The organism is Nocardia fusca NBRC 14340 (assembly GCF_001618425.1).
Taxonomy (GTDB): domain Bacteria; phylum Actinomycetota; class Actinomycetes; order Mycobacteriales; family Mycobacteriaceae; genus Nocardia; species Nocardia fusca.
Map to the genome: position 1 here is coordinate 550,882 of NZ_BDCU01000017.1, position 24,384 is coordinate 575,265.

Sequence of the window (24,384 nt, forward strand, 5' to 3'; positions counted from 1 at the left end):
ATGGAGCAACTACCGCTAGCGGAACCGGCGACGGATACGCCGGTGAACGTGGCCAGGAAGGTCGCCCGCGCCTACCGGACCATCCGCGAGCACGATCGCCCCGAAATCTGGATCACCCTGCGTGCCGAAGTCGAGGTCGCGGCCGAGGCCGCCGCGCTCGACACCCGGCTCGCGCAGGGTGAGCGGTTGCCGCTGGCCGGGGTGCTGCTCGCGGTCAAGGACAATATCGACGTCGCCGGTATCCCCACCACCTGTGCCTGCCCGGGTTTCGGCACGACGCCGCAGCACACTGCCCCCGCTGTGGCCCGGCTGCTCGATCAGGGCGCGCTTGTCCTCGGCAAGACCAATCTCGACCAGTTCGCCACCGGTCTGGTGGGTACCCGCAGCCCGTACGGCGCGGTCCGCAACGCCCTGTTCCCCGACCGTGTCTCCGGCGGCAGCAGCTCCGGCTCGGCCGTCGCCGTCGCACTCGGCATGGTCGACGCGGCCCTGGGCACCGATACCGCGGGGTCGGGCCGGGTTCCGGCCGCGCTCAACGGGATCGTGGGCGTCAAACCGACGCTCGGCCTGGTCTCCACCACCGGTGTCGCCCCCGCTTGCCCCGACTACGACGCGGTCACCGTTTTCGCCCGCGATCTGGCCCTCGCCACCGAGGTGACCGCCGCCATGATCGGCCCCGACCCCACCGACCCCCGTTCCCGCGCCTGGCCCGCCGACACTCCCCTGGGCGCCCCCGCCCGGGCCACCCTCGCGGTCCCCGCCGACCACAACCTGACCGCCCTCTCCCCCGCCTACCGTGCCGCCTTCGACGCCACCGTCGCGCGCTGGCGGGCCGGCGGCGGTGCGGTCGCCACGGTCGATATCGGCGAACTGCTCGACGCCGCGAAACTCCTCTACGACGGCGCGATCGTCGCCCAGCGCTACGCCGCGATGGGCGAATTCCTCGCCGGCGAACCGGACGGCGCCGATCCGGTGGTCGCGCGAATCGTCGCGGGCGCGGCGCGGCCCGCCGCCCACGAATACGTCACCGACCTCGGCCGTCTCGCCGTCGCGGCCGCCGCCGCGCGCCGGCTTTTCGCCGAATACCCCGCCCTGCTCCTGCCGACCACCACCGAGCATCCGACCATCGCCGCGGTCACCGCCGAACCCGTGGCGATCAACAGCCGGATGGGCACCTTCACCAATTTCTGCAACCTTCTCGACCTGGCCGCGGTCGCGGTCCCGGGTGAGGAGACCGCGACGGGCGACCCGTTCGGCGTCATGCTGATCACCCCGGCGTTCGCCGACCAGGTGGGTATCGAACTGGCCGCCCGGCTGCTGGATACGCCCGCCCCGCTGCTCACCGGGACCGGCACCGACCTCCTGGTCGTCGGCGCCCATCTGCGCGGCCTGCCCCTGCATCACCAGCTGGAACAGGCGAAGGCGCGGTTCCTGGGCGAGGTCGTCACCTCGGCGGCATACCGCATGGTCGCGCTGCCCGCCGAACCACCCAAGCCCGGCATGCTCCGGGTCGGCGCGGACGCCGGCCGGGCGCTGCCCGGCGAACTGTACCGGCTCTCCCCGGCGGCCCTCGGTAGCTTCCTGAGCAATCTGCCGGCGCCGATGACACTGGGAAAGGTGGAACTGGATTCCGGACGCTGGGTCACCGGCTTCGCCTGCGACTACGAATCCGCCCGCGACGCAACGGATATCACCGAATACGGAGGGTGGCGCAACTACCTGAACACCGGTCGTTGACACTCCCCGCCCGAGACCCCGTGCGGCCCGTCCAACCGCACGGCGCCACCCGGCCGTTCCCGATGAGGGTTGCAGGGCAGCCTGCGGAGCAGGAACGGCCGGGTGGCCATCGGCCACCCTCCCGGGTGTGGTCTGAGCCCCCTATCCCGCACTTAGGATTGACTAACCTAAGGTCGGTCGCTAGCGTTTCGCATTACCCGAGTGGGTTTCGCCCTGCGTCAACCCACCCGGGCCGCGCCGGCGGACGAGGTACGCACCTCCGCGAACACCGCCCCCGTCGCATCGCTTCGCAGGTTGGTCTTAGAAGGGGCCGTCATGTCCAAATTCATCAGAATCGCCGCTGTCTGTATTCTCACCGCGCTCATGGGATTCGGCCTGGCGCAGCCCGCGTCGGCCGATTTCTCCATCCGGGCCTCTCAGACCTCGGATCTCTACGTCCGTGACGAGGTCCCGAGCCTGGCGCAGATCGAGAAGCAGTTCGCCGCGTTCTGGAACCCGAATATCGGCATGGACCCCAAAATCGACGTGAGCTTCAACGGCCCTTCGGCCCGCCCCGCCCTCGAACGGGTCATGGAATCCAGCAAGACCATGGATTTCTTCTCCATCCAGGGTCGCGCCATCGCCCCGGTCAACGTCTCCGGTAACACCATGTCGGTCACCGTGCACGGCGTCATGGCCGGTTTCCCCGCGCAGAGCACCCTCTACCACTACATCCGCGAGGGCGGTCTGTGGAAGTTCGACTGGAAGGCCACCTGCCAGGAAATGCAGTGCCAGGGTGACCCCTCCTTCGGCTACTGAGCTCGGACACACCTGCCGGAGTGGCCCCGGATCATTCGACCCGGTGCCACTCCGCCCGGGTGTGGGCACCCATTTCCGAAACAACCTCCGGGGCTCTGTTTCCCGGCGGCATCCGGCACCAGTCACCCAGGAATCCCTATGATCAGCGTCCGTGGCGTTTCCAAACGCTTCGGTGAGAAACTCGCCGTCGACGACGTCACCTTCGAGGCCGAGCCGGGCTCGATAACCTATCTGCTCGGCCCGAACGGTGCCGGGAAAACCACAGTGATGCGCATGATCGCCGGCCTGTCCCGCACCAGTTCCGGCACGATCACGGTGAACGGCAGCGGATTACGCGATTTCCGCAGCACACTCACCGAAATCGGTTTCGGCCTGGGTGCTTTCGCCCGGAATCCCGGCCACACCGCCGAACAACATCTCCGCTGGCAGGCAAGACTCGGCGGCCTGCCCGCCTCGAATGTCGCCCCGGCACTGGACCGAGTCGGTCTCGACCGGGTCGCGAAACGCCCCGTCGGCAAATTCTCCTACGGCATGCTGCAACGCCTGGGCATCGCGTCAGCCCTGCTCGGCGATCCGAAGACCCTGGTCCTCGACGAACCGGCCAATGGCCTGGACATCGAAGGCATCATCTGGCTGCGCGAACTACTCCTCGGCCTCGCCGCCGAAGGCAAATGCCTGCTCGTGGCCTCTCACAGCCTCACGGAAGTAGAGATCACCGGTACCCGCGTGGTCATCATGGGCAAGGGCAAAGTGCTGTCCGATACGAGTAAGGACGAACTGGTGACGGCAGGGTCCGGGCCACGCCCCCTGGAATCGGCCTACGTCGACATCACCAAGGACAGCATCGAATACGCCGCCGCCGGAGGTGCCCGTTGATCGCCACCTATCTCGTGCGGGCCGTCCGCAGCGAACTCTCAAAGCTCTCCTGGCGCAGCCCGATCTGGTACGCCATAGTCCCCCTCGCCGTCGCGATTCCCCTGGGCCTCAATTTCGGTATCGCCAAGGCCACCGAATCCAATGCGCTCAACGGTGCCGGCGGTATGGACACCAACAACGCCGCCTACTGGATTCTCGTGTTCTCGTCCTTCATCCTCATGGCGGGCGGAGTGTCCTCGCTGTGCGCGGAGTTCAAGGACAACACGATCGAAACGGTTTTCGGCATCCAAACCCGCCGCTGGATACTTCCGGTCGCCAAACTCATCGTCTTCGGCGTGATTGCCGCGGTCACCGCCGCCGTCGTCACGTTTCTGGTCCTGTGGGCATTTCCGCAGCTGTTCCCTGAGATCTGGGGTCGGGTCGAGGTGTTCTCGGGTGACGGTATCCAGCTGCTGATCGGGGTCCCGGTCTACACGCTGCTGATCTCCGCACTCGGGTTGGGAGTGGCGGCGCTGGTCCCCAAGCCGGGACTGGTCGTGATGATCGTGCTGCTGTGGAAGTTCGGGGTGGAGGTTTTCGTGACCTTCGTCCCGGGGGATTTCGGCGTGACCCTCCAACAGCTGTCGCCGTTCAAGAACGGGGAGCTCGGGGTGGGGCAGTTGGCGACGATCGAGAGCATGTTCGGCGGGCAGAACGGGTCACTGATCTACTTCGCGGTGGTCTGCGTGGCGATCTTCGCGATCGGTACGGTGCGGCTTTCCGTCACCGACACGAAGGGTTTCTGATCCGCTGCGCCTGCAGGTCGACTTCACCCGCGTTGCCCGGGTCATATCGGGCAGCAGGACCGGCGCCGCCCACGCCGCACCGCACAGCTCGAATGTATTTCGGCCCTTGCCGGCCGCCCGTCGAGGACTCCGAGCATTCAGCAGCCGTTGGGCTGGGAGGACTCCAGCGGCCTGAGGTTCCCCGGTGAGGGTTGCGTCGTCGATGACGGCGTCTCATTATCAATAGTGGGAGACGCGTGAATCTCGCACATGGTTGACCTGATTGCCATAGCTCGAGCGGTCGTGCAGGCGTGCCCGTATCGTACGGGTTGCGCCCATGGCGCACAGCATTCCTGGCCAATGCACCCGGCTACCGCCCACAGGGAATCCGATTCTTGGCGAATGCGAGTACGGGGATATTGTTCACACCACCATCATGAGGTTGGACGACCGCACCCGATCCGCGAGGCATTCTTTGAGTAGTCGATCGGTCAGAGCACGAGCACCGGCCCGTTCTGGACCGGACGATCTCTGAAAATCTGGTGGTGACGACGATGGACTCTGGACCGCAAAACTACGATGCCGAGGGCACCGGAAGTGAAGATCGCTTTCCACCCGAGCTCGTTCGGGACTCGAAGACAACCGTGACACTCGATCCGGCGCGACTGTTGCTCGGGTTGAAGAATCCCATCGAAATCGACGCTTTTGCCTCGAGACTCCGTGGGCTGGGTCTCACGCTGGAGGGTGACCCCCGGAATCGCGATTCCTCGATCGCTCCACACGTCAACCACACCACGCGGCGCTACTGGATCCGGTCACTGTCCGGCGATGCGGTCCGGAAGAATATTATCCGCGCAGCCGAAGACCAGTTCGGTGACAACGTCGATTGGATCGCGCCGGTATACGTCTACCCCGGTGAAATCGGGCTTTCGGGAAGGCACTGCCCGTTACCCGACGCACTCTTGATCAAAGAACCGATCGAACATCCTTCATTACTGGAGGACACCGAACGGTCTCGATACATGATCTGTTACCGGTATTACCGGGTGGTGGATCCGACGACGTCCGCGTACGAATTGCGTGATCAATTACTGAACGACGGAAACCACACGGTAGATGGAGTCCAGTTCGACACCATGCCGATGGCATCACCCTATTCATACGAACCGCTGGACACATTCTATAAGGCCAATCCTCCATACCAAGGACAGTGGAACATGGTGAAGGTCGACGCGGGAGGCCCGGGAGTGACGGCGTGGGACTGGGCAAGAGGCAACCCGGACGTGAAGATTGCGGTCATCGACTCGGGCTGCGATCTCACGCATCCAGATTTGACATATGCAGCAGGAAAGACCTGGGACTCCTCCCCGGGAATAGGCGAGGAGAATCCTGCCACAACTTTTTCTCCGAGAGGCCACGGCACAATGGTCGCCGGGGTTGCCGCGGCTACCACAGACAGCCTGAAAGGAGTTTCGGGTATGGCGGGCCTCTGCAAGATCATCCCCATCGGACTGACCACCGTGTCGGACTCGGAGATCATGAATGCGATCATGTTCGCGTCCTATTCAGGGGCTCGAGTCATCAATATGAGCTTCCGCGTGCTACCGAGCATACTCATCGATGCACAGATCGAAGGCTCTCACAACTACTACAACGTATTGTTCTGCGCTTCGGCAGGGAATGGGGACAAACCCTGGGATCTCGACAAAAGCACCGGGAAGCCGGAAACAGATTATCCCGCCAAGAACAAATATGTTATGGCTGTTGGTGCCACTGATCAGAACGACCACAGAACGAGTTGGTCGAATTTTGAGTCTGCGATCTCAGTAATGGCGCCCGGAACAGCGATCCCGACGACGACGGTGCGCGGCACCGGAGATATGGGAGAAGTCGGCAACGATTACGTATCCAGCTTTCGCGGGACTTCCGCTGCCGCACCGCATGTCGCCGGGCTCGCGGCCTTGCTTTTCAGCTGGAACGCCTCTCTGACGAACGTAAAAGTCAGAGAAATTATCGAATCCACCGCCGATAAGGTAGGCAATGCCTACGACGTCAAAACGTACACCGAGTTGGGCCTCAACGGGAAGTGGAGCAGAATGATGGGCTATGGCCGCATCAATGCCTACGATGCGGTGATCAGGGCTGTTTCGCTGTCGTGGCCGCTCCGATCATCGGCTGGGCCAGTGATTGCACCGAAGTCTTCCGTCTCTCACGAACCGATCCCTCCCATGCTGGCCGAACGGCTGGAACGGGCGATTCAAGCGCACGAAACCGTACTTGCCGACGGCGTCGCCAGTGCCACGCTGGAGGAATTGCACCGTACGCTGGTCGCGCTCGGCCGTAACGAACGTGTCCGCCTACTCGTAAGAGAAGTGATGGGCTCCAGAGCGTTCCAGGACCTGCTTCGTCGGGATCGCGATACGGCGCTGGCTACATTCGGCCTGGATTTGCCGAAGAACGTCGCTGTCCGTCTCGTCGACCTCGACGGCGACCAGCCCACGGCCATTGTCAGATTCAGTGTGACCGCGGGGCGCCTGACCGCAGACGCGGACTGGCATCCACGCCACGGCGTAAGTACATGTGTACGGCGGGAACCATAGGACTGCCGACCGATCCACCTCGCCGATGTCTGCGTAGCGATCTTCGTCATCGGCACAATGATCGTGCTCGAGGGGCTACTGACCGGCAGCGACACACGTCGATGGTCGATTTCGAGCCACCACACCGCCACTCGAGCCCTTGGCCACGAGGGCGGACGCCGATAGTCCTGGACGGGTCACCGACGAATTTCTGGGGCAAGGATCAGGTGTCGGGCAACGGCAAGGGCCAGGGCCGTTGATTCCGTGGTAGTGCGTACGCGACCATGCAACGGTCCCGTTCACCACCGACCTCCCGCCGCAGCCGCTCTGTAATGAGGGCATGACTACAGAGTTGACCGATCGGGAGCCGCCCGGGGCCGGCACCCGGACACGGCGCAAGGGCATTGTCTGGTTCCTCTTGCTCGCTTTCGCGGGAGCGTGGATCCCGTGGGGGATCGCCGGGGCGGTCGGGTATTCCCTCGACAATCCGTTCGTTCAGCTGCTGACCGGGGCTTTCGTTCCGGCTCTCGCCGCGGTCTGCACCCGGCGGTGGATCACCCGTGAGGGTTTCGCCGATGCCGGTTTGCGGCTGCGACTCGCCCGCCGGTGGCGCTCGTACCTGATCGCCGCGCTGCTACCGATCGGTGTTCTCGCCGTCGCGCTCGGGCTCGCGCTGATGCTGGGCATGTGGCGTCCCGAGGCCGGAGACTTCGATTCCGGTCATGTGCTGTTCCTGGCGCTCGCGCCGATCATCCCGGTCGTGGCCGCGCCGGTCTTCTTCGGTGAGGAATTCGGCTGGACCACCTATCTGCGCGACCGGCTCGTGCCCGGCCGCCCCGTGCTCACCACCTTCGCGACGGGCGCGCTCTGGGGTGTATGGCATTGGCCGCTGCCATGGGTGGGGTATCTCGGCGCGGGTGGTTCCGCCGCCGACGCGTTCGTCGCCATGGTGCTGTGGTTGCCGCTGTCGATCGAACTCGAGTTCGTGATCGGCTGGTTGTGGACGCGCAGCGGTTCGGTGTGGCCGCCGGCCCTCCTGCACGGCGGGAGCAACCTCGTGCTGGCGCTGGGATTGGAACTGTTCGCCGGTACCGCCGACCCCTCCGGCGCCGCCACTACGCTGCTGATGTGCGCAGCATATTCGCCCGTGGTCGCGTGGATCGTCGTAGCGACGAAGCGCGGCGGCCCACCGAGCGCGCAACCCGCGACGACGGCAGGAGCCCGGCAGTGACCGCGGCGGGGGGCGCACTCCGGACAGGCCCACATTTCCTTGTCTCCCGGCGACCATGGTGCGCGCTGCTCTCCGTACTCTGCGGTGGCGTCCTCGCGGCGGCCACGGTGGTCGGTTTCGTCCCCGTAGTACTGCTCGGGCTCACCCGCGAGCTGCGGGCCGCCCTGTGGGAGCCGATGCTGCGACTCCAGTGCGCTCGGCTCCGACTCGTCGACCCCCACACCGCGGACCACGCTGCGGCCCGGGTGCGGGCCGCCACGGCCGAGCGCCGCTTGCCCACTGTCCGGCACGCCGCCTACCTGATCGCCACCACTGTGTTCGGCGGTGCGGTGTGCTGCCTGGCTCTGCTGGGTTCCCTCATCGCCGCGGGCCTGCTCGCCGCGCCGCTCCTCGTCCGGGGTGATTACCTCGACCTCGGCCCCTGGGTGGTCGATGAGCCGGCGGAAGCATGGATCTGCACCGGCGCGGGGTTTGCCGCCGCGGTTCTGCTGTTGGTGCTCCTCAGCGCCTGGTCGGCTCTCGAAGTGCTGGTAGCCCGGACGCTGCTGGCCCCCGATGCCGACCGTTGGCAGCGCGAAGCGGTGCGCATCGAGAACTCCCGCTCCGCGCTGCTGGAAGCGGAAGGGTTCGAGCGCGAACTCCTCGAATCCGAACTGCACGACCGGGTCCAGCACCGGCTCGTCGCCCTGTCGATGACCCTGGGCCTGGCCGAATCCCAGGATGCGAACGGCCCCACCGGCCGCGTCGCCGCCGAAGCCCACCGACAGGTCGACGAAACCCTGAGCGAACTGCGGGCCGTCCTGCGCGGCTTCTCGCCCCGGGTCCTGACCGAACGCGGATTGGGGCCGGCTCTGATCGATCTCGCGGCGGATCTACCGCTCGATATCCACATCGACCTCGACGACGCGTCCGGCCCGGGTAACCGGCTACCACCGGCGGTCGAGCACATGTCCTACGTGTTCGCCGCCGAATCCCTCACCAACGTCGCCAGGCACACCGACGCCACCCGAGTCGACCTCCACGGCACCCACACCGGTACACAGTGGATTGTGAGCATCACCGACGACGGACCGGGCGGCGCGCACATTGTGCGCGGTCACGGCCTCGACCGCCTGCAACGCCGTCTCGCGGCCCTGGATGGACAACTGACCGTGTCCAGCCCACCCGGCGGACCGACAACCATCCGGATGGAGTGCACAGTGTGACAGTCCCACCCTCTCGACTACGGATCGTGCTGGCCGAGGACAGCCCGCTGCTGCGCGCCGGGCTGGAAAGTGTGCTCGCCTCGGCCGGCCACGAGGTGAGCGCGGCAGTCGGCGACGCACCGGGCCTCCTCCACGCCTGCGCGGCCTACCCGCCCGACCTGGTGATCACCGACGTCCGGATGCCGCCGCACGGCACCGACGACGGCCTCCGCGCCGCCGCCGAACTACGCCGCCGCGACCCCCGCCTACCGATAGTCGTTCTGTCACAGTACGTTTCAGTCGCCTACCTCGACGACCTACTCGGCGATGATTCGACCGCCGGTGTGGGATACCTCCTGAAAGAGCGCGTCGGACACGTCCGGCAGTTCCTCGACACCGTCTCCCGGGTCGCCGCAGGCGAAACGATCGTCGACCCCGAGGTCGTCCGAGCTCTCGTCAAGTCGAGCCGGCACCGCACTCCCCTGGCCGCTCTCACCGCCCGCGAACGGGAAGTGCTTGCGCTGGTGGCGGAAGGCAAGACGAATTCCGGTATAGCGGAGGTGCTGACCGTTTCGGAAGCCGCTGTGCGCAAACACATCGGCGCCATATTCGCGAAACTTCCGCTGCACGACGGCGATCGACGGGTTCAGGCGACCCTCATCTATCTACGTTCACTCGGCCACCCACCGGCCCCCTGAGCACAAGAGTGTCCGCAGTCAGAAGTGGTTATACGCGCTACCGATAGTTACTGCGCGTGACGCCGCACCGATACGGCGCGACTGGCGTACTCCCCTTGGGGTACGTTCTCGATCTCAGCATCGACCACGCGCCCTGCTGCAGGGTCAGCACATCGGACTGCGCGATGTCCTGGCCAGCCGTCGCTCCGACACCCAGGAAACCGGGTTGCGTGAGCATCCCGGCGTCGAGTTCGTCGTGCGTGACAGGTCGGCCTGCAGCTCATAGCGCGCACCACAGGCTCGACATCCGACCCAGTGCTGTTTGCTGGAGCGTTGCCTGCAGCAGGTATGGACCGAGCATAGGCGGAACAGAGGACGCATCGGAGATACCGTTGACGGAGCAGAAATATTGGGAACGAGATCGCGGAGGGGTCTGCGACAACACCTTCGCCACCGAAAAGATGCCGAAGTACGGATCTGAAAGACTGATATTTGAACTAAATCGAATGTTCATTCGAATGCACCACGAGCATATTGCAGATTGCACGGCCCACGATAAGTCTTGCCCCTGAATCTATTTCAGCATCATCCTCGAACACTCAGCATTGCCCCAGCAACCGAAACCATACCCGAATTCGGGCGTTGCCCGTCAAATCGTCGGGGAGATCTGGCACTATCGGAACATCAGGGGGTAACGGCAGTGCCACTGAGGGCGATCACCAAGGCGACATCCCCTCCCAGCCTATCGGGGATGGTTGCCGCGACGTAACAGGCAAGACTGGACCGAGGAGTTTGGAACCGGTGGTGGACCACGAAATCGACCGCACCGACCTGCACGCGATGGTGCCGACGCCGTCGAGGCAGGACTGCGTGTCGCGGGATCGCCTCAGGATTGCTCCGGCCGCGCCCCAACATTGACCACCGAACCCCTCCACCCCAGCCATTCTCGACATAGGCGAACCTCTGCAACGCCAGTCGAGATGCTATTCGCAAGTTTGCCACCTGCGATCCAAAATTTCGAGCACCTATTTCACCCAGGAAAGAGCACGAGCTATGGCGCCATGGACCCATGACAGCGGCCTTGCCAGCGAGGTTGGCGCACAGTTCCGCAGGGCGATCGAGTCGTACGAGGCGAACAGCAACCTCATCACCGAGCATGCCAACCACGAGGAGATCATTCGGGTTGGCGGATACGCGAACCGGACGCTCCTAGAACTTGTGCAGAACGCTGCCGATGCCATGTCGGGCGATCACACCGACACAGGCAGGGTCGAGATCATCCTGGATCCCGACAACAGGGCACTCTACTGCGCGAACGCGGGCCGCCCCTTCTCGAAGAACGGTCTGGTCGCGATCGCGCACGCACACCTGAGTGGAAAACGCGGTGACGAGATCGGCCGGTTCGGTCTCGGTTTCAAATCGGTTCTCGCTGTGACCGAAACACCTCAGGTCTTCAGCAGGTCGGTGTCTTTCGAGTTCAATTCACCCGAGGCGAAGAACGCGATCGCCGGTGTCGGAGCCCAGGTCAAGCGATACCCCGTCCTGCGCACACCCACCCTTATCGACGCTCACGCTCATTTCGCCGAGGACACCATTCTCCAAGAGCTCTCAGAATGGGCGGCAACCGTAGTCAAGCTTCCCGATGCAATGAACCTCGACCGTCTGCGGAACGAGATCGAGTCCTTCTCCTCGGAATTTCTCTTATTCGTCAGCTCCGTACGAGAGGTGAGGCTGCGCGTACTCGGGGAAGACGGTTTCGAGACGAGTCACGTGTCTCGGGAACTCGGGAACGGCATCTTCAAGATCGAGCGTCCGGACGGCACTGGAGACGAGTGGCTCGTCGAAGACCGGATGCATTCGCCGTCTCACAAGGCCCGCAAAGAAGTTGGTGAGGCCGTCTCACGCTCTGCGGTCAAGGTCACCGTGGCCGTGCCGGTGAACCGCAGCCAGCTCCGCCTCGGGCGATTCTGGTCGTACTTCCCGCTCCAGGACCAGACGTCGGCATCCGCGCTGTTCAATGCGCCCTGGAGCGTTAACGACGACCGCACCACTCTGCTGCGCAACGACTACAACCGCGAGATACTCAGGACGCTGGCGGAGATGTTCGTAGACCTCTTGCCCCGCCTCAGTACCCCCACCGATCCCGCTGCTCACCTGGACTACCTACCCGCGCGTGGGCGCGAGGAGCGTTCGTTCGGCGACACCGTCCTGTATGGGGCAATCCCACACCAGTACGCCAGGGTTGCGTTGATCCCCGACGCGCACGGAGAGCTCGCGCGAGCCGAAGCTATCCGTCCACTCGATCTCCGGACGGAAGTCACCGTAAACGAGATCGACCATCGCGCATGGATCGAGTCACCCAATACGGGCGACGATGTGCCCCACTGGCGTTGCTACACCTCATCTCAACGAGTGACACGCCTCCGCGAACTGATGGCATACGGTTTCGATCCCAGCCTTGCGGCGAGCGATGACCGGGACATGAAGCGCGCACTGGAGAATATGCCAACACGCGGGATCCTTTCATGGTTGAGGGAGTGGTCGGAAGGCAGTGACTTCACCTCTGCTGCCCATGCTTTGAAATTCATTTTGAACCAGAAAAACCCGTCCGGGTTCGCGCAAGCAAAGGTGATCCCAACCACGGCTGGACTATGCGGATTGCACAACAAGGACAGTGTCTTCCTTGAACGCGAAGAAGATATCGACATCGAGGATGCCGAGTTCGTGGAACCTCGATTCCTTGCGCTACCGGGTATCAAAGCCTTGCTAGTCACGGAAGGCTTCCGAAACCTCGATCCCGTTGCCATTTTCAACGCTCGTGTATACCACCTGGCGGTCGAACCCGACGACCTCGAACTGTCCCGACTTTGGGACGCCGCACTCAACCTCACTGTCCAACAGGCGATCAGCGTGATCAGAGACCATTCCCGAACGGTGGTCAAAGTTCCCACGTGCGACGGCAGTTGGTCGTGGCCACAACAGGTCATCGACATAGACGAACCTCTGGCGGCGGAGTACGCCTACTTGCAGCTCGATCGGTCACGATGCATCCCCGATGTCGCGCACGCCATCGGTGTTATCCGCGAGCCCATCGCGAAATACAACATCGAAGACGAACCGCTCTACGATCAATACTGTTCCTCGGTCTTGAAGACCGTCAACGAGGGCCTCGGCCCTGGCGAGCGTCCGCTCGACCGTATTTCCGTCCAACCGAGGCACGGTGGATCACCGGGGCCGTTTTCCATGCTGATCCTCCTCGACGAAGCTCAAGCATCGTTCCGACTGCGCGTTGCATGGACATACAAGCTCCTCGGCTTCGGCGATGTGGATTGGGACTGCGAGGACCTCGACTCGGGCAGCGTATTTTCCGTCCCCTCCCCGGTGCGGTGGGCCTTGGAAAAAGCTGGTCTGGTGGATTCACTGAAAGGAATCCGGTATCCCAGCGAGGTGGTTGCACCATCGCTGACGCAATATGGAGAATTTCTCCCCCTATTCATGGGACCGCGGCCGCTGGTAGATATTCTGAACCTTCCCGACAAGCTTGAAGAGGTACCCCCCGAACTTCTCCGAGAAGGACTCGAATCCGACTCCATATCCGACAAAATAAGCGACTCTACCCTTACCGAGTTCATCGTTTCAGCCAGCCGTATAGCATACCTCGAAAGAAAGCCACCTCGTATCCCCGCTCGAGTGGGACGCGTAATCGAATTACGGCCGACAAAGTCAGTTTTCGTGGCCGTGACAGATGAGGAGCGCGAGTTCCTCATCTCTCGGCAACGACCGTATTTAGTAGCCACAGAAGAAACAGTCGCAGACGTTGTAGAGACTGTGGGATGTCGAAAGTTCGAAGATGCCTTCACATTCTCCATTGTTGCGGAAGGACAGCAGGCCGGAGAGTCGATACTCGACGTATTCACTGGACTTCGGAATACCGCTGCAGCCGATCGATTGACGCCCGCAACAGTCACCCGTGCTGCAAACATCACGAAGTACACCACCACGGAGCATGGTGTCGAAGACAAGTCACTCCAGTGGCATCTGGCGGATGGAGTGAGACTCTTCGTTCAGAGCGCGACCGGCGAAGAGCGCCTGCTCAAGATCGTGAATGAGGCGTTCGAGCTGAATTTGAGCAATGCCGAACTAGCCAAAGTCCGCCAGGTCGGCCTGGACCATCGCCTCGAACAAGCCCGCCAGGCTGCCCACGCTGCTACTACCGACGCAGAGCGACTCGAGATCTACTTCGGCGAAGACGACCTACGTGAGGAACTCCCCAAAGGGCTGTGGCAAGCGCTCGAAGCTCAGAACCTGGTGGATTCCTCAACTTCCGTCGGGGAGCTGCACCTGACGGTCCGCGGCTCGGATTCCATCAAGTTTCTTGCGGAACTTTTCAGGCGGGAGGGTTTTCCAGACGTACCGAAGGAGTGGGCCGGTGGGGCCGCCACGATTTCCTGGCTCCGAAAAATGGGCTTCAGCGCCAAATACGCCGGCCGTAGAGCTCAACGTCAAGACGCCGAGTTCGTTATTCCCGGCGTAACTGAACTCAGTCCATTACACGATTTCCAGGAGGAAATCAGCCTGAAACTGCGCGGAGTCCTTACAGAGCGTGATGAGAAGGGGCGTGCACGCAAGGCCATGGTCGAACTCCCGACTGGAGCGGGCAAGACCCGGGTCGCCTCGGAAACCATCCTCCGCCTGTTCGTCGAGGGCGGGCTGACCGGCAATATCCTCTGGATAGCTCAGTCTCAAGAATTGTGTGAGCAAGCTGTTCAGACTTTCAGTGTGGTGTGGCGCGGGATCCGTGCCGAACATCCGCTGACCATCGGTCGTCTCTGGGAAGGGAACGACGTTCACCGTCCCGAAACAGAATTCGGTGTGATCGTAGCTACTGATGCACAGCTCGACGAAATAATCAGCAACGGCGACAGCGAGTACTCCTGGCTGAAAGAGCCAGCCGCGGTGGTAGTAGACGAAGCACATCGCGCCGGCGATTCGGAACGCTACACCAGAATTCTGACTTGGCTGGGTGTCGCGGGCCGAGGGTGGGAGCGACCACTCGTCGGGTTGTCAGCGACGCCCTTCAAGGGCAGGTCAGAAGGGGGAACACGAAGTCTCGTCAGCAGATTTGGTGACACCAAGATCAGCGCATTCGATGACAACCCCTACAGGATCCTGGCCGAACGCGGATTCCTGGCCCACGTAGAACATGACGTGCTCCCCGGCGCTGAAGTGGCGCTCTCGAGGGAGGAGCGTGACCAAATGACGCGTATGGGGCGCGTTAATCAAGGTGTCCTGGACAGGATTGCCAAGGACCGGGCGCGTATGTCGGTTTTGCTCAGCCATATTCTGGACCAGGATCCGGAGTGGCCGATACTGGTTTTCACTCCGAATGTCCTATCTGCCCAGGTCCTTGCGGCGATGATTCGTTACCAGGGTCGCAGCGCAGCATCCGTCAGTGGTCAGACGGGGCGACAGGAACGCCGAGAGATCATTCAGCAATTCCAGGATGGTGAGATCCGTGTGCTTACCAACTGCGATGTGCTGATCCAGGGGTTCGATGCGCCTGGTGTCCGCGCACTCTACATCGCGCGTCCGACGTTCAACCCCAGCGCATACATCCAGATGGCAGGCCGCGGACTTCGCGGTCCTCTGAACGGCGGCAAGGAGAAATGCCTCATCGTCGACATGGACGACAACTTCGGTGATATCAACGATCTGCTCGGCTTCCGCGAGTATGAGGACCTGTGGAACAGGGGGCGAAAATGATTTTGATCCCGGACCTGCCGGAGATTCTCCGAATCGCCGAGAGCGAGGCGGAACGTCGAGTCGCCTCGCTCCTGCATCGGATCGCGGGCCCGCCGGGCGCCGTGGCGTTCTACTCGGTGAAGTTGCGGTCACACGCGTATAAGCAGCAGGCCGAAGCGGACTTCGTGATCCTGTGGGACAACATGATCATCGTCGTAGAGGTCAAGGGCGGCGGTGTGAAGAAGTACGACGGAGTCTGGTACTCCGTCGATCGCCGAGGGGACTGGCACAGGCTCACCTCGTCCCCCGTGGACCAAGCACGCTCGGCAATGTTCGCTCTGCAGGACATTCTCCGAGGCGAAGGGGTCGGGTGGTTCGCCCACGAGGCGGTCGTCATCACCCCTGACATCGATGCGCCGCCCCATTCGATCGAGTGGAAGTCGACTCATTGGCTGGCGAAGGACAATATGGGCGTCGACGCCCTGACCGACGCATTCGCTGCGATCGCCGAGGCGAGACGAGAGGCACCGTACGGCGAGAAGAAGGCCCGCAGTCAGGATCTCCGGGATCGGCTTTTCGGCGAGTTCACCCGCATGCCGGTGATCGATGCTCAACGAGGCGCCGTGCTGGAAGAGCAGAACAGAGCCACCGAGGAACAGGCGCGAGTGCTCGCATCGCTGGCCCGGAATCGTAGGATGCTGGTGCTGGGAGGTGCCGGAACCGGAAAGTCGCTGGTGCTTGCCGAGGCGGCCAAGCAGGAAGCCAACGCCGGCCGGTCCACTCTGATCACCTTCCATTCCCCTGCCCTCGCCAAGCTTTTCGCGCCACTAATTGCAGACAGGGACATCGACCTCGTACCGTTCGACGAGTTGACGGACAGCAAGACCTACGACGTTGTTCTGATCGATGAAGCACAAGACCTCATGAACGCCGAGGCAATGGATCGGCTGGACACGGTCATTGCGGGCGGCCGTTCCGATGGCCGGTGGCGTATGTTTCTCGATCCGAACAACCAGGCCCATGTCGATGGCCGCTTCGACCAAGACGTGTACGACTTGGTCGAAGCCGAGGCTCCGTCGTTCGACCTGCAACGAAACGTTCGCAACACGAAGGCGATCGTGCATGTGGTCCAGGAGTATCTCGGCGCAGACGTGGGCGATCCGGGAATCGTCCACGGCGACAGAGTTCAATGGCGATGGACCGAGGGCGCCGCTGACCTCGAGCAGGCGGCAGAGGTGGCCCGCCGCCTGATCGCCGACGGATGCTCGCGATCAGGAATCTGGATAATCAGCGCCTCCTCAACAGCGGAGCCCTCGTCGACGCACGACCGGATCACGGTAACCAGTCCTCGGTACACCAAGGGGCTGGAAGCAGAGCACGTCATCGTGTGCGATCTGCCGGAGGATTATGACGACACGGGGATCGCCGCCTTCTACGTCGCGGTGACGCGTGCGCGCGTCTCCCTTCACATCGTCGCATCGGCCAAGGACAAGCACCGTCTTCAGGGACTTCTTCGACGGCAAGGGGCAGCGCAGTGACCCTCACCAGCGGACAGAAACTCGCCCTCGACCACCTTCACGCCGCCTATGTCGGACCCGAGCACGGCGAAGACGAGGTGCTGCAGAACAGACCGAATCTGCAGTACTCGATCGGGATGTTGTTTCCCGTCGAGTCGACACCGCCACCCTCGGAGGTCGCAGACGAAGGCGCCGCTCTCTCCTCAGCGGTCCCGACCGGCGATGTCGAGGAGGACGGCGCCGGCGTCCCGCTGCCTGAGGACTGGCGGCCCTCTTCCATCGCGATCTCATTCGTGACCGATTCGGATACCGCGGTCTGCGACTTCTCGGGAGGAACGTATGAGGCGATCGCCGACGATGGGCCGCCTCGATGGCGCCGCCGCCCGTTCGAATACTCGGAGGTAGTAGTCAACGCCGACCGACCGCCACAACGGTTTACGGCAGGACAGGTACCCTTCGAGATCGGATCACGCTGGCGACGTTACGGTGACGCGCACCTGGTCACTGTCCATGTACGACTGACCGAATCCTCGACCGGCAACGACAAGCTGGACATCGACCGCATGCTGTTCCAGGTCGATCTCGCGGTCCGCACCGCCGACAGCGGTCAGTTCATCGAATACGACACACACCGCACCCTTGATCTCGACGAGGAGTCCGCCGAACTTCGCCTTCGCTATCGGAACCGCATGGTCTACGCCGTAGGCCACGGCATGGCCGCCGATTGGGAATCCGAATCTGGCCTCTGCACCAAAATATTCCTAACACCGCTCCCGTCTTTCATAGTTCCGAGCGTGGAAACCACCGGATTCGATCCAGACACGGAGGAAGCCCATGCTCTGCGCCTCGACGTGCTATCGCGTATCGACAGCGAGCCCGATGCGGTGCTACCGCTGCTCGACGCGTTCGTTGCCGCGTTCTCGACGTGGGTGTCGGTTCAAGAGTCTCGGGTCGAGACATTCGGCGACCGGGCCAAGGTCGCACGTGACATAACCGACCGCTCGCGGGTAGCGGCTGACCGGATGGCGGCAGGCGTCGAACTGCTGCGGAGCTCGGGCCAGCCAGCTATCCGCGAAGCATTCGCGCTCGCGATGGCAGCCATGAGACTTCAGATGCAGCAGGCTGCCGTAACCCGGAGCAATACTCCGAGTGAGCCGGCCTGGCGCCCCTTCCAGCTCGGGTTCTTGCTGGTGTCCCTGGCATCGACCGTCGAGGAAGGCCACCCTGATCGCGCACTGGTCGATCTGATCTGGTTTCCGACGGGCGGCGGAAAGACAGAGGCATACCTCGGTCTCGCAGCGATCGAGATATTTCGACGCCGTCTTGTCCATGGTATGAAAGGTGCGGGTACAGCAGTTATTACGCGCTATACCCTGCGTCTCTTGACCGCCCAGCAATTCCAGCGCGCCGCCGCCCTCGTCTGCGCGATGGAGATCCTCCGCGGTTCCGATCCCAGGGTGAAGGGTATGGCCCGGTTCTCCATCGGTCTGTGGGTCGGCAACGAAGCAACTCCCGCAACGCGTTCCGATGCGAAAGCAGCCCTCGAACGGTTGCTAAAGGCAGCTCGACCCGAGGAAGCGAACAAATTCCAGGTTGAGAGCTGCCCTTGGTGTCTGACACCGCTCGTACCGCGACAGAGGTCAGATGACCCGAGCCGGTACGGCATGACGTTGATCGGTCGGGACATCGTCATCCACTGCACGGACAGGAACTGCCATTTCGCCGCGGAATTACCCTTGACGGTCGTCGACGACCTCCTGTACGACGAACCTCCGACCATTCTCCTCGCAACGGTCGACAAATTCGCGCGACTGCAGTTCAAGCCTGAAGCCGGAAAATTGCTCGGACTCGATACGAGCTTCCACCAGCCGTCCATGATCATCCAGGACGAGCTGCACCTCCTGTCCGGGCCGCTCGGGACCACGGTCGCCGTGTTCGACGCGGTGATTCAGCTTCTGTTGAGCAAGAACGGCATCAGGCCGAAGATCGTCGCATCCACCGCGACCATTCGGGCCTCGCAAGAGCAGATCAAAGGGCTCTACGGTCGTGACGTCGCGCTGTACCCCCCGGCGGGTCTCGACGACGATACGACGTTCTTCTCGCGACCGGTGGAGAATGGTGCCGGCCGTCTCTACGTCGGTTTGATGCCCCAATCGCTGCCGCAGGTGACCGCCCTGGTGGCCGCAGCGGCACCTCTGGCCGAACTGCCTACCGTCGTCGATGCGCAGCCGGAGCCGCCCACCTCACGTGACGCATACTGGACGCTGGTCATGTACCACAACTCTCTTCGAGAGCTCGGACGCACCGGCACCCTCGTCGTCGATGACGTGAACGGCCGCTTGGAGACTCGCGCAGAACGGATAGGGCTTCCGCTGCGACGGATCCGAAAGGACAAGGTACTGGAACTGACCAGTCGCCGACGGCCCGAGGAATTGCCCAATGATCTCCGGGAACTGCGTACCAGTGCGGACAATTCGAAAGAAGCAATCGATGTGGTCCTTTCCTCGAACATGCTCTCCGTGGGCATAGATATCCCCCGCCTGGCACTCATGCTCATGGTCGGACAACCCAAGACCACAGCGGAATACATCCAGGCGACCAGCCGTGTGGGGCGCGGCGAGAACAGCGGGATCGTGGTGACTCTGTTCCGATCGAATCGCGCGCGCGATCGCTCGCACTTCGAGACGTTCCGCGGCTACCACGACGCCCTGTATCGCAGCGTGGAGCCCACCAGTGTCACTCCGTGGTCCCTGTCCTCACGGCAGCGCTCACTGGCGGGAGCCCTGGTAGCACTGATTAGACATTCATTCCCGTCGCTTGCCGCCGACACCTCTGCCGGCACGCTCGACCTGGAGAACTCCGGGCTGGCCGAGGCCGTCGACAAACAGGTCACCCGCTTCCTCGAACTCGTATCTCGCTCCGACGCCATCGAAAAGGAGGAGACCGAGGACGAGCTGAGGATCCTTCTGCGGGACTGGGACCGGCGCGCCGCACAGGCCCGCGATCAGAACAACCCGTTACGTTACGACCGCCGTTCAAGCACGGACGAATCCTTGTTGAAGCGATTCGGTCAACCCAACGAGGGGTGGCTCGTCGCCGACTCCATGCGTTCGGTCGAGCCGAATGTCGCTGTGTCCGTGCAAGAACCACGTGAGGAGATCATCCGTGGAGAAGATCAAGCATGACCTGCGACTTTCTGAGACGATCACGCCGTTCGGGGTCGGCGCGATCGTCGACGTGCGCGGGGAGTCCCTCATCGCTCCGGACACATCGTGGTGGGATCGAAAACACTCGCCCCGGATCAGCTGCGATCGGCTCCTCGCACGACTCGGCCCCGGCGAACTGAGGCAGCCTCCGACGCACGCCGGCCGGGCAGCGAAGGAGACAGAGGGGTTGCTGTACTGGCGCTTTCCTGCCTGGCGGTTCTGCGAGCGGTGTTCGAAACTCTCAATGCTCACGGGCAGATACAAGGGCCGCTGGACCAATACCTGCAACTGTGGCGGCGGACTCGTTCCCATGCGGTATATCGCAGTCTGCACGAAAGGCAGCCACGTACAAGACATTCCATGGTTCATGTGGGCGCACCGAGGTCGTGATGCCGGCGTGACGGAGGAGGTCCGATTCTGTCGCGCCTATAAGGAGCTCACCTTCGTCCGATCGGCAAAACACGGTGAGGGTCTTGCCTCGCTGCGTATCAATTGCGGTGGATGCAAACGCTCGCGGCCGTTGTCCGAGCTCGTCGGGATAGACGCCCTTCACAGAGACGGCATCAAGTGCGGTGGGCGCCAGCCTTGGGAGGACGAGGAAGCTGCCAAGGATGTGTGTGACCACCACCTGGCCGCTGTTCAGCGTGGCGCGACCGGAAACTATATCGCTGAGCGCGTCTCGGCCCTCGATATCCCGGAAGAGACGCCGCAGTCGGAGGAGTTGGCGTCGAGCATCCGAAGTCACGTCTACTTCGACAAGGTCGTTGCAGACAACGGCGGCCCGCAGTCGGAGGTCGTCGCCGGTTGGATCGCCGATGAACTCGGCGTGTCGTCCGAAGCTGTCCTTGCCCTTGCCGCAGGCGACGGTATGTCGGTGGAAGAATCGATCGCCGGTCTGCGTGACGGAGAGTGGGCGGCGTTCGTCAAGAAGATGAGCAGCGGCCGGGACCGTACCGGAGGCGACTTCGTCGTAGACGGGTGGAAAGTGTCGGGCGAGACTCCCGGGCCGAAGACACTGACCGACGCGATCGCTGGTATCGGACAGGTACGGCGCGTGCGGGAAGTCCGTGCCCTGCGCGGATTCCGGCGACACTCCCCGGATTCAGCGCTCATCCACGTCGATCTCGGGCCTGACCAGAAAAGGCAACCGGTGTATCCCGCCATCGAGTTGTACGGCGAGGGGATCTTTCTCCAGTTCGACGAGGAGGCTGTCGCGACTTGGGAACGTCTCGACCGGGTCCAGACCCGGGCCGCCATTCTGGGGAAACGTCGCCAAGAGGCTCCGTGGGCGCAGCGACTCGAAGTACCGACCCCCCGGTTCGTCGCCCTGCACACTCTCGCCCATCTCCTCATCCGTCGTCTGGCGTTCGCCAGCGGCTACTCGTCGGCAGCCCTTCAGGAGAAGATCTACGCCAACGTTGACGGGCCAGATCCCATGGCGGGCGTCCTGATCTACACTGCAGCAGGTGACGCTCAGGGAACTCTGGGAGGCCTCGTACGGCTCGGTGAGCCGAAACGGATTATCCCGCTACTCACCTCGGCTCTGGATGATGCCGATGTCTGTTCCAACGATCCCGTCTGCATCGAAAGCGACCGGCAGGGCAGCGCACACCTCAACCTCTCGGCCTGCCACGGCTGCACGCTCATCAGCGAGACGTCATGCGAATCGGGCAACCGTCTGCTCGACCGTCAATTGGTACTCGGCGGAAGCAAGGTTCCAGGATTCTTGGAGGCGGTACTACCCGAGGTACGGCAGTCACTCAGCACTCACGTCGGAGGCGCCCTCAAGGTCGACTGACGGCAGCACGAGCATCGAAAGCTTTGTGGCCCGCGAGAATACATCTGAAGCGCAGGATAGATCTGTCATCTCCGCGTCGTAGCAGCACACCGGTAGTGCAGCAACACGAGGACATACCGGCAGGCGAGGAGGAGCGGTGGACTCGAACAGAACCGAGCGCGGTCAATGGTTGGCCGAGCGTCTTCGACGCAAAGGCACAGACCCGCAGGACCTGGCGCAACGGCTGGGGGTACATCCGGCAGTCATCAGCGCCTGGCTGGACGGGCGGTCCGAGCCTCGCCCGGATGTCGTGGCCCAGGCGGACAAGATCATGAGGAATGAAGGCGTGATCCTTCCGGTATCCGGCGATATCCTCGCCGAGGCGAGCGGGCCGGAAATTACGTGGTATCACCGTCCAGGACACAGAGACGGCGGCCGGGAGTTCGGCAATGCTGCGGCTTTCGCCTTCGAGGCCGATCTGGAGATCCTGGCACGCGAGGCGACTCAGAACAGCTTGGACGAGCGGATCAAGCAGAATGACGAGCCGGTTCGAGTCCGTTACACCCTTCATGAGTTGACCGGCGCCACGCTCGACCGGTTCCGCACTGCCATCCGCTGGGACGACCTCCTCCCGCACTACAGAGCAGCCGCCGCACAAGACCAGAAGGTCGGACGCATCATCGGCTCGGGACTGCGTGACATGATGGGTGAGCGCGACCGTCTGGTCCTGCTGCGCATAGATGACTACAACGCGACAGGCTTGACCGGCGACGACTACGGCGATGGGCGCTTCGCCGCCGTAGTCCGGCGTCAACTCGAGAGTCGCAAGGCGGATTCGTCCGCGGGCGGATCGTACGGACTGGGCAAGGCTACGCTCTGGGGCACCAGCAGACTCGGGCTCGTTCTCATCAACTCCACCCTTTCCGAACCGCATGAGGGACACACGCAACGACGTGTCATCGGACGGCTCGATCTTCCGTGGCGCGAAGTCGATGGAAGAGGCTTCGCGGGCCCGGGATGGCTGGGCACGCCGGATCCGGAGAAGGGTGATTCGAAGGTCGTCCGGTCGTGGTGGGCAACCGAAGACGCGGTAGAAGAACTGCATTTGACGCGCGACGGTGATGAACCGGGCACGTCCTTCTTGATCGTAGGGGCCCACGATGTGGCCAGTCTTGCTGCGGCGGGTATGGAACTCGACGGTGACGCAGAGGACGACGAAGACAATCTGGAGGGTATGCACCGCAGACTGGTGCAGGCGCTCGGTCGCAATTTTTGGGCGGCCATGACGGCGGGAACCGATCAGCCGCCTCTGCTGGAGGCATCCGTGCGGACCTTGCGCAACGGCACGGAATTCCTTGCGGAAGAGCGCGTCGAACCGCATGTGCATCAACCCGCCCGGACCCGCGCGCTGGAGGCGTTTCTCAACGGCACCACAGTGGATCGGCTCGTCGAGGCGGGCGATGTGGCACAGACCACTGTCGCCCTGCGCCTCCCCCATCGTGATGGCAGAGGCGGCACTGCCGGTGAGCACCGAGCCGTCCTACTCGTCACCGACGCCACCGATGCCGACGGCAAGATCAATCGGGTCACCGCAATGCGTGGCAACCGTATGACCGTCAAGACCAGCCGGGTCACCGACCTACCGGCGGGCACCAATCCATTTCAGGCGGTTCTGCTCACCGGTCTTGCCGCAGGAGAAGATGCCCCGTTCGCCGACGACACAGAGATATTTCTCCGTGCCGCCGAACCGCCCGAACACAATAAGTGGGGTCAGACAGAGGAGTTGCGAATGCGCTACTCCCCCTCGGCCCATCGCCGAATAGCTGCATTGACTACGGAAACGAATCGCGCTGTACGCGAGTTGGTTGCCATTCCGAAGGAGAAGCGCAACGGCGCTTCCAACGTACGTAGCCGGCTCAAGATCTCCGGAAAGGTACCGGCCAAGACAAGGGGAAAATCGACTCCGCCCGAATTGGCCGAGTTGGAAGCCGAGGTCGACGTCTCGGGCGCCTGGAAAGTCACTGCGGAAGTCAAAGTGCCCTCCGACGACGAGGTATGGCGCATGTACCCCGTCGCAAAGCTCGAGGTCCGCTCCGGTTCTCGCCCCGTGGTGCAGTGGGCAGAGCTCGTCCCTGTCAGAAACTGCGAGCTGAACGACGGCGCAATGGAATTCAAGCCGAATTCCCGTCGAGCAACATTCCAGGGAACCACCGACGTATCCACGCATCCGGTGCGGGCCGGACTGACCGGCCTCGTGGTGGAACTGCAGGAAAGCAAAGGGGCCGATCGATGAGGG

The 24,384-nt window shown here is 63.0% G+C and carries 13 protein-coding genes; all 13 read left to right on the forward strand.

All coding sequences use genetic code 11. The features are described from left to right. The 13 genes from atzF (at window position 1) to NF4_RS09040 (ending at window position 24,381) form a co-directional block, all read left to right on the forward strand. Window positions 1-1,737: an allophanate hydrolase gene (gene atzF / locus NF4_RS08980; protein WP_439956747.1), complete on the forward strand. Its 1,737-nt coding sequence runs from the start codon at window positions 1-3 to the stop codon at window positions 1,735-1,737. Window positions 1,738-2,052: 315 nt separating this feature from the next. Continuing rightward, entirely contained in the window at window positions 2,053-2,535 is a 483-nt protein-coding gene (locus NF4_RS08985; protein ID WP_063126907.1) for an MTB12 C-terminal domain-containing protein, read from the forward strand. Between the two features lie 138 nt (window positions 2,536-2,673). Then, the gene (locus tag NF4_RS08990; RefSeq protein ID WP_063126734.1) at window positions 2,674-3,411 is read left to right on the forward strand and encodes an ABC transporter ATP-binding protein; all 738 of its coding nucleotides are present in this window, start codon (window positions 2,674-2,676) and stop codon (window positions 3,409-3,411) included. After that, window positions 3,408-4,196, forward strand: a complete 789-nt coding sequence (locus NF4_RS08995; RefSeq protein ID WP_232330365.1) for an ABC transporter permease — start codon at window positions 3,408-3,410, stop codon at window positions 4,194-4,196. The genes NF4_RS08990 and NF4_RS08995 overlap by 4 nt, the downstream gene beginning before the upstream one ends. A gap of 533 nt (window positions 4,197-4,729) precedes the next feature. Beyond that, entirely contained in the window at window positions 4,730-6,775 is a 2,046-nt protein-coding gene (locus tag NF4_RS09000) for a S8 family serine peptidase (RefSeq protein ID WP_084532966.1), read from the forward strand. 319 nt (window positions 6,776-7,094) lie between these two features. Continuing rightward, a complete protein-coding gene (locus NF4_RS09005) occupies window positions 7,095-7,985 on the forward strand; it encodes a CPBP family intramembrane glutamic endopeptidase (protein ID WP_063126737.1) in 891 nt (296 codons plus the stop codon). Beyond that, window positions 7,982-9,190, forward strand: a complete 1,209-nt coding sequence (locus tag NF4_RS09010) for a sensor histidine kinase (RefSeq protein WP_063126738.1) — start codon at window positions 7,982-7,984, stop codon at window positions 9,188-9,190. The genes NF4_RS09005 and NF4_RS09010 overlap by 4 nt, the downstream gene beginning before the upstream one ends. Then, on the forward strand, window positions 9,187-9,867 hold the full coding sequence (locus NF4_RS09015) for a response regulator (protein ID WP_063126739.1): 681 nt from the start codon (window positions 9,187-9,189) through the stop codon (window positions 9,865-9,867). Before NF4_RS09010 ends, NF4_RS09015 begins: the two co-directional genes overlap by 4 nt. A gap of 1,032 nt (window positions 9,868-10,899) precedes the next feature. Next, the gene (locus tag NF4_RS09020; RefSeq protein WP_063126740.1) at window positions 10,900-15,609 is read left to right on the forward strand and encodes a sacsin N-terminal ATP-binding-like domain-containing protein; all 4,710 of its coding nucleotides are present in this window, start codon (window positions 10,900-10,902) and stop codon (window positions 15,607-15,609) included. Further along, window positions 15,588-17,126 carry a nuclease-related domain-containing DEAD/DEAH box helicase gene (locus NF4_RS09025; protein ID WP_198165258.1) on the forward strand — a complete coding sequence of 513 codons (1,539 nt, stop codon included), beginning with the start codon at window positions 15,588-15,590 and terminating at the stop codon, window positions 17,124-17,126. The genes NF4_RS09020 and NF4_RS09025 overlap by 22 nt, the downstream gene beginning before the upstream one ends. Beyond that, window positions 17,123-20,290 (forward strand): helicase-related protein, encoded by a 3,168-nt coding sequence (locus NF4_RS09030; protein WP_063126741.1) that lies wholly within the window; start codon window positions 17,123-17,125, stop codon window positions 20,288-20,290. Before NF4_RS09025 ends, NF4_RS09030 begins: the two co-directional genes overlap by 4 nt. Beyond that, window positions 20,271-22,109 carry a DUF1998 domain-containing protein gene (drmB, locus tag NF4_RS09035; RefSeq protein ID WP_063126742.1) on the forward strand — a complete coding sequence of 613 codons (1,839 nt, stop codon included), beginning with the start codon at window positions 20,271-20,273 and terminating at the stop codon, window positions 22,107-22,109. Before NF4_RS09030 ends, drmB begins: the two co-directional genes overlap by 20 nt. 136 nt (window positions 22,110-22,245) lie before the next feature. Next, on the forward strand, window positions 22,246-24,381 hold the full coding sequence (locus tag NF4_RS09040; RefSeq protein WP_063126743.1) for a helix-turn-helix domain-containing protein: 2,136 nt from the start codon (window positions 22,246-22,248) through the stop codon (window positions 24,379-24,381). Window positions 24,382-24,384 lie beyond the last annotated feature (3 nt).